Source organism: Enterobacter sp. Lyrl_3, from assembly GCF_051948675.1.
GTDB lineage: Bacteria > Pseudomonadota > Gammaproteobacteria > Enterobacterales > Enterobacteriaceae > Enterobacter > Enterobacter cloacae.
On the sequence record NZ_JAYJLI010000001.1, the window covers coordinates 752805 to 766626 of the forward strand.

The window sequence follows — 13822 nt, forward strand, 5'->3', positions numbered from 1 at the left end:
CTTCGGCGGGGTTTTTTTATGGCGGTTATTTACCGCCAGCGGTGCGACGCTGCAGCTGATCGCGCAGGTTGGGTGGCGTACCTTTAATGGTCAGCGTGTCGGTGGCCGGATCCCAGAAGATACGTTCCCCCAGCAGCATGGCATCAAAGTTGATGGTTAACCCGCCGCCGCTTCCGGCAAATTTGGTTAACTGACGCAGCGTACTGCGATCCGCCGGGAAGCTCTCTTCCAGCTCATACCCTTTCTCAGCAGTAAATTCCTGGAAACTGACTTCACTGACGCCGGCCAGCTCTTTTGACAGCGACTCCAGCTCAATCTCTTCCCCCGCCTGCAGTTGTTCGTTGCAGTAGCTGTAAACCTGCTGACGCACGTTCTGGCGCTCAGATTTATCGAGCTGCGCTTCCGCCGTGAAGTCATCCACCGCCTGCAGCAGCCCTTTGTTCTGCGCTTTGGCGTTGAGACCTTCGCTGGCACCGAGGAAGTCCATAAAGAAATCGGCCACTTTACGGCCAACACGCCCTTTGAGGAAGGTCAGGTAGCGCGTCGACTCTGGATTGGTTTCCCACTCGGTCAAATCAATACGCGCAACGATATCCGCATGGTTGATATCCAGATAATGGGTGGAGCTGATATCCAGTTGCTCATTCACGCGCATACTGCTTAAATTGTTCAGCACGGTGACCAGCAGATACTCAACCGCCAGGTAGCGATAGTGGCAGAACAGAACGATACCGCCGTCGGCAAACGGGTATTTTGCCAGTTCGTCGCGCAGACGTCCGGTTGCCGCGCGGCTAAACGCCAGGAAATCTTCTTCACCCTGACGTTGCAGGCGCAGGCTATCAGCCAGTTCACTCTCGTCGCTGAACAGACCATAGGCTTTATTTTTTGCACTGTAGACGCGGTGCAGTTCCGCCATCATTTCCACAACGGTTGCCGTGGGTTCCAGTAACGAATCGCGCAGCACCACTTCAAGGGTTTGCTCATCACGCTTGATAAGCTGGTGCAAGGCAATCTGGTTGATTTCCAGACTCATGATAAACTCTCCTTTTAGACCGGGCGGTATTCAACCACCACCAGGACATGTGTGCAACAACTGATAAAAAAGGGGAAAAAAAGCTGTTGCTACGGTAATATGTTGCCCTTTCATCAACAAACTGATTTTGATTTATGCCACAACATTCCCGCTACAGTGATGAACACGTTGAACAATTGCTCAGTGAGCTGGTCAACGTACTGGAAAAACATAAAACACCGACCGATCTCTCCCTGATGGTTTTGGGAAATATGGTCACCAACCTTATCAATACCAGCGTTGCTCCGGCTCAGCGTCAGGCGATCGCCAAATCTTTCGCCCAGGCTTTACAGTCTTCCGTTAGCGACGACCAGGCCCATTAAGGGAAACGAACAACAGTTTATGGTGACGAATCGTCAGCGCTACCGTGAAAAAGTCTCCCAGATGGTCAGCTGGGGGCACTGGTTTGCCCTGTTCAACATTCTGCTGGCGACGCTTATCGGCTGTCGTTATCTGTTTGTCGCAGACTGGCCGACGACGCTAACCGGGCGTATTTACTCCTGGATAAGCGTTGTAGGGCACTTTAGCTTTTTGGTTTTCGCCACCTATCTGCTGATCCTCTTCCCGCTGACGTTTATCGTCATGTCGCAGCGTCTGATGCGATTTTTATCCGCCATCCTTGCAACGGCAGGGATGACGCTGCTGCTTATCGACAGTGAAGTGTTCACCCGCTTCCACCTGCATCTCAATCCCATCGTCTGGGAGCTGGTGATTAACCCCGATCAGAACGAAACGGCCCGTGACTGGCAGCTGATGTTTATCAGCGTCCCGGTGATCCTTCTGATAGAGATGCTGTTTGCCACCTGGAGCTGGCAAAAACTGCGCAGCCTGACCCGCCGACGCCATTACGCGAAACCGGTGGCCGCGATCTTTTTCGTCTCCTTTATCAGTTCGCACATCATGTATATCTGGGCGGATGCGAACTTCTATCGCCCGATCACCATGCAGCGGGCGAACCTGCCGCTCTCTTATCCAATGACGGCGCGTCGTTTCCTTGAGAAGCACGGGCTGCTGGACGCGCAGGAGTACCAGCGTCGTCTGATTGAGCAAGGGAATCCGGAAGCGGTTAGCGTGCAGTATCCGCTGAGCGATCTGCGCTATCGCGATATGGGACGCGGACAGAACGTCCTGCTGATCACCGTCGATGGTCTGAACTACTCCCGTTACGAGAAGCAGATGCCCGCGCTGGCCGAGTTCGCCAGCAAGAACGTGACGTTCACCCAGCATATGAGCTCCGGCAACACCGCCGATGCGGGCATTTTTGGCCTGTTCTATGGCATTTCTGCCGCCTACATGGACGGCGTGCTTTCTGCGCGCATTCCTGCAGCGCTGATCACCGGGCTCAATCAGCAAGGATATCAGTTAGGGTTGTTCTCCTCAGACGGCTTTAACAGCGCGCTGTACCGCCAGGCGCTGCTGTCTGATTTCTCCCTGCCAGCCGCAGAAAGCCAGTCGGACGAGCAGACCGCCAGTCAGTGGATTAACTGGTTGCAGCGTTATGCGCAGGAAGATAACCGCTGGTTCTCCTGGGTTGCCTTTAATGGCACCACGCTCGATGACAGCAATCAGAAAGGCTTTGCGCGCCGCTACAGCCGTGCAGCAGGCAATGTTGATGACCAGATTAGCCGCGTGCTTGATGCCTTACGCGAATCCGGCAAGCTCGAAAACACCGTGGTGATCGTGACGGCAGCCCACGGCGTACCGCTGGGCGACGAAGCGAAGAGTATGAGCTGGTCGCGGCCGAATCTGCATGTTCCGCTGGTGATCCACTGGCCGGGCACCCCCGCTCAGCGCATTAACATGCTCACCGAACATAAAGATGTGATGACCACGCTGATGCAACGGCTGCTGCACGTCAGTACGCCGGCAAATGAGTATTCACAGGGGCAGGATCTCTTCAGCGCCACGCGTCGCCACAACTGGGTCACGGCAGCGGGCAATGATACGCTGGCGGTCACCACGCCAATGCTGACGCTGGTATTGAACAATAACGGAAACTATCAGACGTATAATCTGCAGGGTGAACGGCTGAAAGACCAGAAACCACAGTTGAATCTGCTGCTACAGGTTCTGACGGATGAGAAACGGTTTATCGCTAACTGATTAATTATAAACCAGTTAGCCTCAGATTCCCTTGCATTCAAAACGGAATCGAGTAGTATTCATTTCATGCGTCGGCACGTAGCGCAGCCTGGTAGCGCACCGTCATGGGGTGTCGGGGGTCGGAGGTTCAAATCCTCTCGTGCCGACCAAAACTATTTAAAAACCAGCCATATGGCTGGTTTTTTTGTGCACAAAAAAAGCCAACCCGCAGGCTGGCTTTTGAGATCGCAAGTGAACGCTTAGTGCTTGTCGCGCCCGCCAAGGAAGAAAATACCCAGCGGAATGGCAAGCAGGACGGTGAACACCAGGCTGTAAACGAAGATCATCGCCGACTGCAGGACATACATGCTGGTCGTCCACGCAGAGAGTGGAATGTTGTACTGTTCGATGACGCCGACAATAGTTGCCCGGCCCACGCACGCGGCCGCAATCATAAACACAACCAGCAGCGCCAGGAGGAACTTACGGCCTTCAGGTGTTTTCAGTTTTGCACGAATCATCTCTCTTCCCTTTACAGATGAATAACATTATGTATGCCTTAAAATAACACGATCTGCCGCCAGACTCCACAGAAGTACAAACCACCACAAAAATGGCACTGCATTAGCTCATTACACTGCTTTTATTGAAAATGTAAGTAAATTACGCTAATCATTCATGGGCGTTATGCTAATCTCATCAGGATGGTTTTGACATAAAGGAATGACTGTGAAAAACGCACCTAAATTTGCCCTTGCCCTGATCGCCGCCGCGTGCGTCAGCACCAGCGCCTTCGCAACTGAAAGCCAGAAGGTACAACCTCTGGAAAAAATCGCGCCTTATCCGCAAGCGGAAAAAGGCATGAAGCGTCAGGTGATCCAGTTACCGGCTCAGCAAAATGAAGCGAATTTCAAAGTGGAACTGTTGATCGGCCAGACGCTGGAAGTGGATTGCAACCAGCATCGTCTCGGCGGACAGCTGGAAAGCAAAACGCTGGAAGGCTGGGGCTACGACTACTTTATCTTTGATAAAATGACGTCACCGGTTTCCACCATGATGGCCTGCCCGGATGGCAAGAAAGAGAAGAAATTCGTGACCGCGTATCTGGGTGATAACAGCCTGTTACGCTACAACAGCAAGCTGCCAATCGTGGTGTATACGCCGGAAAACGTGGAAGTGAAATATCGCGTGTGGAAGGCGGATGAAAACATCGGACAAGCGGTAGTACGTTAAGAATAAGTCGGGTGGCGGCTTCGCCTTACCCGACCCGGAATGGGTGTGCTCTGGTGCCCTCATTCCAACCCTCTCCCACCGGGAGAGGGAGAAAACACTAAAAACGGTAACGGATGTTACCGTTTTGCTTTTACCTTACAGCGCGATATCCGCCACCGGTTTGTTTTCTGCCTGCGGCTTCAGCTCCGCTTTTGGTGCAGCATCAGCAGCCTGCGGCTTAACGTATTGCAGTTGCAGTACGCGGCTGGTGTATTCCAGCTCCTGCTCCGTCGCGTCCACGTTACCGTTCAGCTTCGTTCCGTAGGATGGAATAATCGTTTTCAGCTTCGCCTGCCATTCCGGTGTGGCGACTTTATCTTTAAACACTTTTTCCATCAGGTGCAGCATGATAGGTGCAGCGGTAGAGGCACCAGGGGAAGCCCCCAGCAGCGCGGCAATAGTGCCGTCTTTATCGCTTACCACTTCGGTACCCAGACGCAGCACACCGCCCTCTTTCGGATCGCGTTTGATGATCTGTACGCGCTGACCCGCCTGCCACAGACGCCAGTCTTCTTTCTTCGCCTGCGGATAGTACTCTTTCAGCGCCTCGAAGCGTTCTTCATCAGAAAGCATCACCTGGCTAATCAGGTATTTCACCAGATCGAAGTTATCCAGACCGACATCCATCATTGGCTTCACGTTTGAGGTGGTGGTTGCGCTCAGCAGATCCCACAACGAGCCGTTTTTCAGGAACTTAGTGGAGAAGGTTGCAAACGGCCCGAACAGCACCACACGCTTACCATCAAGCATACGGGTATCGATGTGTGGAACGGACATTGGCGGCGCCCCCACGGAGGCCTGACCATACACTTTTGCCAGATGACGGTTCACCACTTCCGGGTTTTCCGACACCAGGAACTGACCGCCCACCGGGAAGCCCGCGTAGTCGTCCGCTTCCGGAATACCGGACTCCTGCAGCAGTTTCAGCGCCGCACCGCCCGCACCAATAAAGACAAACTTTGCCTTGATAACGTGCTCGGCTTCGTTGTTTTTCAGATCGGCAACGGTCACGCTCCAGCTGTTGTCAGCGTTGCGCTTAAAGCCACGCACTTCGGTGCTGAGCTGCAGATTGAAGTTCTCTTTTTTCTTCAGAGAGGCCACCAGCTGACGGGTGATTTCGCCATAGTTGACGTCAGTGCCAATCTCAGTACGGGTTGCCGCCACCTTCTGGTTCGGGTCACGACCTTCCATCACCAGCGGTGCCCACTCTTTGATCTGCGCGTGATCTTCAGAATATTTCATGCCGCGGAACAGCGTGCTCTGCTGCAGCGCCGCGTAGCGCGCGCGCAGGAAGTTCACATTCTGCTCGCCCCACACAAAGCTCATGTGCGGCACGGTGTTGATGAAGGAGTGCGGATCGTGCAACACGCCGCTGTTCACCTGGTGAGACCAGAACTGGCGAGAAATCTGGAATGCTTCGTTGATCTCTACCGCCTTCTCGATACTAATGGAACCGTCCTTTTTCTGCGGCGTATAGTTCAGTTCCATGAGTGCCGAATGTCCGGTACCGGCGTTATTCCAGCCGTTTGAGCTTTCCTGCGCCACGCCATCGAGGCGCTCGACCATGGTCATTGACCAGTCCGGCTGAAGCTCTTGCAGATAGGTTCCCAGCGTGGCGCTCATGATGCCGCCGCCAATTAAAAGGACGTCCGTTTCCTGCTCTTTTGGTGCGTCAGCTTTCGCCGCCATGGAGACGGTGTTCAGCCCCACGGCCAGAGAAAAGAGCATGGCAGTCATTTTTTTCATAATTTTGCCTTAGTTGAGTAGTGCTTGAAGCGTGGAAATTGCAGGTGAAAAAAGCTGCGGGGGGAACGGTAGCAACTTTTAAATATTGTTTAAAGGTTACGAAATTATTGTAATTGTGAAATTTAATGATGGATTGTTTGTGCGGGATTGCCGGATGAAACTGGCAAGGCGCGTTATTTCTGGTTACTATGCTGCACTTTGTGATCGCGCGCACGGAAGCCCGCCCTAATCTGCGAATTGTTATGTCATTACCCCATGCTTCTCTTTCCCGTGAAGACCAGGTCGCCACGGTGCTGCGTTCCCCTCAACTGCTGCTACGCGAAACGCTGGCAGGCGTAATTACCGCTCTGGCCCTCATTCCTGAGGTGATCTCCTTTTCCGTGGTCGCAGGCGTTGACCCAAAGGTCAGCCTGATTGCCTCTGTGGTGCTGTGTCTGACCCTTTCAGCGTTCGGCGGTCGTCGTGCGATGGTCACAGCAGCTGCGGGCTCCGTCGCGCTGGTGATTGGCCCGATGGTGCATCAGCACGGCGTGCAGTACATCCTGCCGGCGGTCCTGATGGCGGGGATAATCCAGATTCTGTTCGGCGTGCTCGGAATGGCGCGCCTGATGCGCTTTATTCCCCAGTCGGTGATGACCGGCTTCGTAAATGCGCTGGGATTGTTAATTTTCTTCGCGCAGGTTCCCCACTTCTGGAGCCGCAGCCCGCTGATTGTGGGCCTGTTCGTGCTGACGCTGCTGATTGTGCTGTGGGTGCCGCGCTTTGTTAAAAGCATCCCGTCACCGCTTATTGCGATTGTACTGCTCACCCTGTTCACCGTGACCAGCGGACAGGTTCTCCCGACGGTGGGGGATGAAGGTTCTATGAGCAGTGGTTTGCCAGGGCTGACACAGCTGCTCGTTCCGCTGAACATGGAAACGCTCAGCATCATCTGGCCATGCGCGCTGAGTATCGCTTTTGTCGGCCTGCTGGAATCACTGCTGACGGCAAAACTGGTGGATGAACTGACCGCGACGACGTCCAGCAAACGCCGTGAAAGTATCGGTCTGGGCGCAGGGAATATTCTTGCCGGGTTGTACGGCGGTATCGCGGGCTGTGCCATGATCGGACAAACCATCGTCAACGTGGAGATGGGCAAAGGTCGCAGTCGCGTCTCAACTTTTGCAGCGGGCATGGTGCTGCTGGTGCTGGTCACCGCCCTCAGTGAGGTGATGGCAAAAATCCCGATGGCCGTGCTGGCCGGGATCATGGCGATTGTTGCCATCAAAACGTTTAACTGGCACAGCCTTCAGCCTGCCACGTTAAAAAGCGCGCCCATTGCCGAAACGGTTGTGATGCTGATTACCGTTGCAGCAACGGTTTCAACCGGTAACCTGGCCATTGGCGTGCTGGGCGGGATTATTGTGATGGCATTGCTTCCCGCCCGGCTCAAGCGTCGGCTTAAAGAAGAAAAATCGTTGCTAGCCCAAGAAAAATAAAGAAACCGCCGGTATCGGTGATGGCGGTAATCATCACGCTCGACCCCACCGCGGGGTCGCGCCCCAGTTTGGTCATCGTCAGGGGGATAATGACCCCCATCATGGAGGCCACCAGCAGATTCAGCACCATCGCCAGCATCATCACCCCGCCTAACGCCATATCATCGTACAGCCACCAGGTAATGCCGCCCATAATGCCGCCCCACACCAGGCCGTTAATCAGCGCCACCCCCATCTCCCTGAAGATCAGGAAGGCGAAGTTACCCGGCTGAATGTTCTCCAGCGCCAGTGCACGGACGATCATGGTAATGGTCTGGTTGCCGGTGTTGCCGCCAATGCCGGCCACAATCGGCATCAGCGAGGCCAGCGCGACCAGTTGTGAAATGGTGTGTTCAAAGCCGTCGATCACCCGTGAGGCGATAAATGCAGTGCAGAGGTTAATGGCGAGCCATGCCCAGCGGGTTTTCACTGCCTTGCCGACGGAGGCGTGGACGTCATCTTCGGCGCTGATCCCGCCGAGCGCACGTAAATCGTTATCGGTCTCTTCGTAAACCACGTCAACGATCTCATCGATGGTCAGACGCCCCATCAGTTTACCCACAGAATCGACGACCGCCGCGCTCACAAGGTCGTCACGTTCGAAGGTACGGGCCGCTTTTTCCGCGTCGTCTTCCGGGGAGAAGACCATCGGCTCGGTTTCCATCACCTCACTCACCCGCCGCTGGGTGCTGTTGAGCAGGATCGTTTTAAGCTCCAGCTCGCCAAGCAGGGTTTTATCCCGGGAGGTGACGAACAGCTTATCGGTGTTGTCCGGCATGCTGCCCAGGCGACGCAGATAGCGCTGCACCGTACCGAGAGTCACATCCGGGCGCACCATGATGACGCCAAACTCCATAATGGCGCCCACGCTGTGTTTGTCATAGTGCATCACCTGACGCACGCGTGCCCGCTCTTCCGCAGGCAGCGAAGCCAGTAGTCGCCCGGTCAGGTTTCGCGGCAGGTGCTGAACGAGGTAAATCTGCTCGTCAATGTCCAGCGTCTGCAGGGCATCGAGGATATCCCGGTCGCTCATCTCATCAATGAGATCGTCCCAGACGTTTTCAGAGGCTTCCAGCAACACCTGCCCGCGCTCGTGATCCTGCACCAGACGCCACAGGGCGTGACGCTCTTCCGAGGGGAGGGCTTCCAGGGTATCCGCCAGATCCGGCGGAGGTAAATGAGCAACCAGCGCACCTACCTCAGCAATATCGTCGGCCAGCGTGCCGACATCATATTGCTCAGCCAGGGTCAGTTTGCCCAGTAACGCAGAGGTGACCGCTTTATCCGTCGTGAGGAGCCAGATGAGACGCGCACGTTCCTGGTCGCGCTGCCTGGCACTGTTTTTCTTTAAAACCGACATTAATCATAAATCCATGAAATAAGTTGGCTTTAAGCATAGCGCGGAGATATGTAAATAAGAATAAACAACGGGGCGGGATGGAGAAAAAATCAGCATAACATGCACGATTTATCCCCTCTCCCCGTGGGAGAGGGTTAGAGTGAAGGCTTCAGGCCGTGCGCGCCACCGCATCGCGAGACGCCGCATCGCGCTCCTCACCGGTCAGCTCGCTCAGCTTGCCGTCACGCATCTCCAGCAGCCGGTCGGCGTGAATGAAGTAGTGATCGTCATGGCTGATGGCAAAGATGGTTTTGCCCATCGCCTGCATCAGCGGCAGCAGCACCTGGTAGAACTCGCGGCGGAAATGCGGGTCCTGATCCGCCGCCCACTCGTCCAGCAGAATGATGTCGCGCTCTTCCGCCAGGGCCAGCAGCAGCGCCACGCGTTTTTTCTGGCCTTTCGAGAGCTTCAGGTTGAGGATCTTGCCGTCCTGCAGCTCAAGCTTGTGCGACATCTGCAGATGCGCCAGCCACTTCTCCACCAGCGCCGGGTTAGCCTGTTGCCCTTCCGGCCCCAGTAGCTGATCGAAGAGCCAGACATCGGTGAATACCGCCGAGAACAGCTTGCGATAATCCTCAGGCTTCTCTGCGCTGAGCGCGCGGCCATCCAGCAGAATGTCACCCGATTGCGGCTGATATAACCCCGTCAGCAACATCGCCAGCGTCGATTTCCCGCTGCCGTTACCGCCAATGAGAAACAGCAGTTCGCCGCGATGAATCGTCAGATTGACCGGCCCCACGGAAAAGGCGTTGTCCTGGTAGCGGAATGTGACGTTACGCAGTTCCAGCGTTTGCCAGTTCGGGAAGGCCTGAGGGCGCGGGAACTCGGCTTTGAACGGCGCAAGGTCGAACTTTTTGAGCTTATTAAACGCCACCTGCGCACTCAGCAAGGTGGGCAATGCACCGACGGCAGAGAGCAGCGGTGTGCGCAAAAACAGCAGCGTCAGGGAGTAAGTTGCCGCTACATTGGTATCGGCCCAGCCCAGGCTGTTGGCCATCCAGAAGACCAGGCCAATCGCGCCCAGCATCATAATGTTCGACCAGTTAACCGCGCTCAGGTGGAAGGTATCGGCACGGATAATATGGTGCCGGTATTCACGCGCGTCCGGGATGTAGAGGTTGTTGAAGATATGCTCGGCACGCTCGCGGTTCAGGGTCAGCTCTTTACGCCCTTCCAGTACCGTCTGGTAATCGTTATAGAGTTTGTCCTCGGTTTCACGCAGTACCGCCATGTGTTTGTAGACGCGGGAAACCAGCAGAAAACCACCCCAGATGGTAATAGTAATCCACAGTGCCGTAACGGCCAGCATCTTGCTGGAGAGCCAGGCGAGATAGGCCGCCGAGCCAACAGTCAGGATAATGCCCTGTACCAGCTCCGGCAGACGGACAAACGCAATGGTGATGGCGCGCACGTCGCTGGTCAGTCCCGCCAGCAAAGAGGCGCTGCCGAGCTGCTCGACGCGTTCCACCTGGGTATCCAGGATCCGCTTGATAAACTCGCTGCGCAGGCGGAAGACGAAATGATGCCCGAGGGCCGTCAGCGCCAGCTGGGAACCCAGCGTGACCGCCATCAGCAGCAATAATAGCCCCAGAAATTCCGGCAGAACGGACAGCGAGGTGTCGACCATTTCGATCAAACGCACGTTGATGAAGGCGATAAGACCAATACCTAATGCGGCGCTGGCAAGGCTTAGCGCCATTACCGCAATAAAGGGCCAGCGATACTGACGCCAGACAAGAAGAAGTAGTTGCATGCAGGCAATCCGGACAATAAAAATCAGCCAGCAGTGTAAACTGCCCTGCGTTTACATCAAGAATAATTCTTATTTTTGTTTGTCTGGCGCGGTCTGGCGGAAAGTCAGGTTAAAGCGGAACTCGCCCGTCTGCGGATGGACGCCAGGCTTCAGTGGCTGAATGCCGTGGTAATAGAGCCGCGACTCCCTGCCCCACACCACCACATCCCCATGCTCCAGCATCAGACGCTGGAGAGGATCGTTGCGGCGTAATCCGCCGAACTGGAATATGGCGGGCAGACCCAGGGATACCGAGACGATCGGCGCACGCAGATCGGGTTCATCTTTATCCTGATGCAGCGAGAGTTTCGCCCCAACACCATAGCGGTTGATAAGACAGGCATCCGGTTGAAAATCGGGATAGGTGGCCTCGACGGCGGCATCATGGCAGAGCGCCTGAAAAACCGCAGGCATGGGCGGCCAGGGCTTGCCGGTGACGGGATCGTCCGGGGCATAGAGATAGCCCCGTTCGTTGGTTGCCCATCCTGCCGTACCGCAGTTGGTCATCGCCACCGACATGGTGTAGCCGCCAGGCGTCACCATATGTCGGAATGGCGAAACGGCCGCGACGTACTGGATCCCGGCCAGCAGCGCCGAGGCCCGGGAGAGTGCAAACCGGCGCAGGATCACTGCGCCAGGCGCTAGCGGCTCCTGCCAGGGTTCTGCATCCGCAAAGAGATCGAGCATTATCCCTCCTGATTCCTGGACTCACGTTTCAATAATAGCGCCTTTCGTTCCGTCCCCCAGCGATAGCCCGAAAGCGCTCCGTCCTGGCGTACAACACGATGGCAAGGGATGACGATCGCCAGTTTATTTGCGGCACACGCTGCGGCCACCGCACGTACCGCGCCAGGTTTGCCAATCGCCTGCGCCACCTGCTGGTAGCTGGCTGTTTCACCGCAGGGAATATTGCGCAGGGCCTGCCAGACCAGCTGCTGGAAAGCGGTTCCGCGAATATCCAGCGGCAGAGCCAGCGGCACGCCACGGTTATCGATAGTATGAATAACCTGAGCAATACGTCGGGCAAATTCGCCTTCCAGCGGCGCGCGCTCCGCGTCCGGAAACAGCGACAAAATCTCCTGGGTGACTTTGGCATCATCATCGCCCAGCAATATTGCGCAGATCCCCCGCTTGCTTTCGCCCACCAGACAGCGGCCTAAGGCACACTCGCTGATGGCATAGCGCACTGCGACATCCCCTTTACGGTACTGCTTTGCCGTCATGCCCAGCGCGTCATTGGCTTTACGATAGTAGCTGCTGCTGTCCGGGAACCCTGCCGCCAGCACGGCATCGGTTATTTTATCCCCGTGGGCAAGCGCATTGCGCAGGCGCTGTCCCCGCGCCGCCTGCTGCCAGGCTTTTGGCGTCATCCCGGTTACGGATTTAAACAGGCGGTGAAAATGGAAAGGACTCATGGCAACCTGCTGCGCCAGCATTTCCAGCGTTAACGCGGGATCCTGCTCCAGCAGGCGGCAGGCGCGCTCCACTTTTTCCAGCTTCTCTTCCTGCGGGTCGCGTTTGTCCGGTCGGCAGCGCTTGCACGGCCGAAACCCAGCCTGAACAGCATGGTGCACATCGGGGTAAAAGTGGACATTTTTACGCAGCGCGTGTCGGGCGCGACAGGACGGACGACATACGATCCCTGTCGTCTGGACGGCAAAGACAAATTGTTCGTCAGCACGCGGATCGCGGGCCAGCACAGCCTGCCAGCGATCCTCATCGGTCATATAGGTCGGGTTTTTCATCATCGGCTCCTCTTACAAGCATACCTACAGCTTGCCTGAGCGCCAGCAATCAAAAACCCGCAACCTTGCTTTTTAATTCTTTTCGCTCACCAGGAAGCTGTCGAACTGCGGTGAACTCCAGGTCTTAAAGCCGTCGGCCTCTTTGGTGATCATATACACCGCCAGCCCTTGCTGGCGAACCACCTCTTTGGCTTTCTCAGTACCGAGCACCATTAACCCGGTATCCCAGGCATCGGCTTCCAGCGCCGTCGGGGCAATCACCGTAACCGAGACCAGATTATGCGTAATAGGTCGCCCGGTCTGGGGGTCAATAACATGCGAGATCCGCTTCCCGTCGAGCTCGTAATAGTTACGGTAGCTGCCGGAGGTGCTGATGCCATGGCCGTTAATATCGACAATTGCCTGCACCGCATTTTGCTGGTCGGTCGGTTTTTGAATCGCCACACGCCACGGTTTGCCGCTGGCGTTCATCCCCCGGCTGACCAATGCGCCACCCACGGAGACCAGATAACGCGGGATGCCTTCCTGAGCCATCAGTGCGGCCAGATGATCCGCCGCATAACCTTCCCCGACTGTCGACAGGTCAACAAACAGGTCGGGGATGTCTTTTTGCAGATACTGTTGCCCGTACTGGTTGATCACCGTCAGGTGCTGAAGCCCTGTCCGGGCACGGGCGTCGTCAATGGCCGCCTGATCGGGGGTGGTCACCGGCTGCTTATTTGGGCCGAATCCCCAGAGGTTAACTAACGGCCCCACGGTCACGTCCATCGCACCGTGGGTTTTATAGCCCACGCGCATCGATTCGGTCACGATATCGGCCATCTCCTCGCTCACCGGCCACAGGGACGTGCTGGTAGAGAGGTTAAAGCGCATCAGCGCCGAGTCGTTTTTGTAGGTGGATAGCAGCTGATCGTCGGCATCCAGCTGAGACTGAATTTTGCCGCGAAGTTCTTCTGCGCGTGCTTTATCAAGGTTCATTACGCTGACGCGCCAGAATGTCCCCATCGTTTTGCCTTCCAGCACCGTCGCCGCTGGCGCGTCGGTGTGTGCCACAGGCGTGGAAGAGTCACATGCGGTCAGGAAAAAAAAGGTTGCCAGGACGCTGGCGCGTAAAAAAGTCATGTCCATTCATTATTATCCTCATGCCAGGGCGGCAAGAGTACACCAAAATGCGGGAATTGAAAGGCCTTAAAAAAG

12 protein-coding genes and 1 tRNA gene are annotated in these 13822 nt (G+C 55.9%); 5 read left to right on the forward strand and 8 right to left on the reverse strand.

Annotation, left to right across the window (positions count from 1 at the left end; all coding sequences use genetic code 11):
* Window positions 1-25: 25 nt before the first annotated feature.
* Window positions 26-1033 carry a nucleoid-associated protein YejK gene (gene yejK / locus VF709_RS03780; RefSeq protein ID WP_013097995.1) on the reverse strand — a complete coding sequence of 336 codons (1008 nt, stop codon included), beginning with the start codon at window positions 1031-1033 and terminating at the stop codon, window positions 26-28.
* A gap of 134 nt (window positions 1034-1167) precedes the next feature.
* On the opposite strand from yejK, the gene VF709_RS03785 reads away from it, so the two are divergent.
* The 3 genes from VF709_RS03785 to VF709_RS03795 all read left to right on the forward strand — a co-directional run bounded on the left by VF709_RS03785 (window position 1168) and on the right by VF709_RS03795 (window position 3324).
* Window positions 1168-1395, forward strand: a complete 228-nt coding sequence (locus tag VF709_RS03785; RefSeq protein ID WP_001135586.1) for a YejL family protein — start codon at window positions 1168-1170, stop codon at window positions 1393-1395.
* A 19-nt stretch (window positions 1396-1414) separates the two neighbouring features.
* A complete protein-coding gene (gene yejM, locus VF709_RS03790; protein WP_020690103.1) occupies window positions 1415-3175 on the forward strand; it encodes an LPS biosynthesis-modulating metalloenzyme YejM in 1761 nt (586 codons plus the stop codon).
* A gap of 72 nt (window positions 3176-3247) precedes the next feature.
* A tRNA-Pro gene (locus tag VF709_RS03795) sits at window positions 3248-3324 on the forward strand.
* 90 nt (window positions 3325-3414) lie between these two features.
* Here VF709_RS03795 and VF709_RS03800 read toward each other — a convergent pair.
* Entirely contained in the window at window positions 3415-3675 is a 261-nt protein-coding gene (locus VF709_RS03800; RefSeq protein ID WP_013097997.1) for a DUF2534 family protein, read from the reverse strand.
* Window positions 3676-3877: 202 nt separating this feature from the next.
* Here VF709_RS03800 and eco point away from each other — a divergent pair, with 202 nt between their 5' ends.
* Window positions 3878-4387 (forward strand): serine protease inhibitor ecotin, encoded by a 510-nt coding sequence (gene eco, locus VF709_RS03805; RefSeq protein ID WP_038420230.1) that lies wholly within the window; start codon window positions 3878-3880, stop codon window positions 4385-4387.
* A gap of 135 nt (window positions 4388-4522) precedes the next feature.
* Here the strand turns inward: eco and mqo are convergent, their stop codons facing one another.
* The gene (mqo, locus tag VF709_RS03810; RefSeq protein ID WP_020690675.1) at window positions 4523-6172 is read right to left on the reverse strand and encodes a malate dehydrogenase (quinone); all 1650 of its coding nucleotides are present in this window, start codon (window positions 6170-6172) and stop codon (window positions 4523-4525) included.
* A 188-nt stretch (window positions 6173-6360) separates the two neighbouring features.
* Here mqo and VF709_RS03815 point away from each other — a divergent pair, with 188 nt between their 5' ends.
* Window positions 6361-7650, forward strand: coding sequence for a SulP family inorganic anion transporter (locus tag VF709_RS03815; RefSeq protein ID WP_038420232.1), 1290 nt, complete (start codon window positions 6361-6363; stop codon window positions 7648-7650).
* Here VF709_RS03815 and mgtE read toward each other — a convergent pair.
* From mgtE to apbE, 5 genes are all read right to left on the reverse strand, one after another.
* Window positions 7613-9049, reverse strand: coding sequence for a magnesium transporter (gene mgtE, locus VF709_RS03820; RefSeq protein ID WP_013098001.1), 1437 nt, complete (start codon window positions 9047-9049; stop codon window positions 7613-7615). The two genes, VF709_RS03815 and mgtE, sit on opposite strands and share 38 nt — an antisense overlap.
* A gap of 148 nt (window positions 9050-9197) precedes the next feature.
* Window positions 9198-10841: a multidrug ABC transporter permease/ATP-binding protein gene (locus VF709_RS03825; protein ID WP_029883099.1), complete on the reverse strand. Its 1644-nt coding sequence runs from the start codon at window positions 10839-10841 to the stop codon at window positions 9198-9200.
* A gap of 69 nt (window positions 10842-10910) precedes the next feature.
* The gene (gene alkB / locus VF709_RS03830) at window positions 10911-11567 is read right to left on the reverse strand and encodes a DNA oxidative demethylase AlkB (protein ID WP_038420233.1); all 657 of its coding nucleotides are present in this window, start codon (window positions 11565-11567) and stop codon (window positions 10911-10913) included.
* On the reverse strand, window positions 11567-12625 hold the full coding sequence (gene ada / locus VF709_RS03835; RefSeq protein WP_038420235.1) for a bifunctional DNA-binding transcriptional regulator/O6-methylguanine-DNA methyltransferase Ada: 1059 nt from the start codon (window positions 12623-12625) through the stop codon (window positions 11567-11569). The genes alkB and ada overlap by 1 nt, the downstream gene beginning before the upstream one ends.
* 72 nt (window positions 12626-12697) lie before the next feature.
* Window positions 12698-13753 (reverse strand): FAD:protein FMN transferase ApbE, encoded by a 1056-nt coding sequence (gene apbE / locus VF709_RS03840; protein ID WP_013098005.1) that lies wholly within the window; start codon window positions 13751-13753, stop codon window positions 12698-12700.
* Between the last annotated feature and the right edge of the window lie 69 nt (window positions 13754-13822).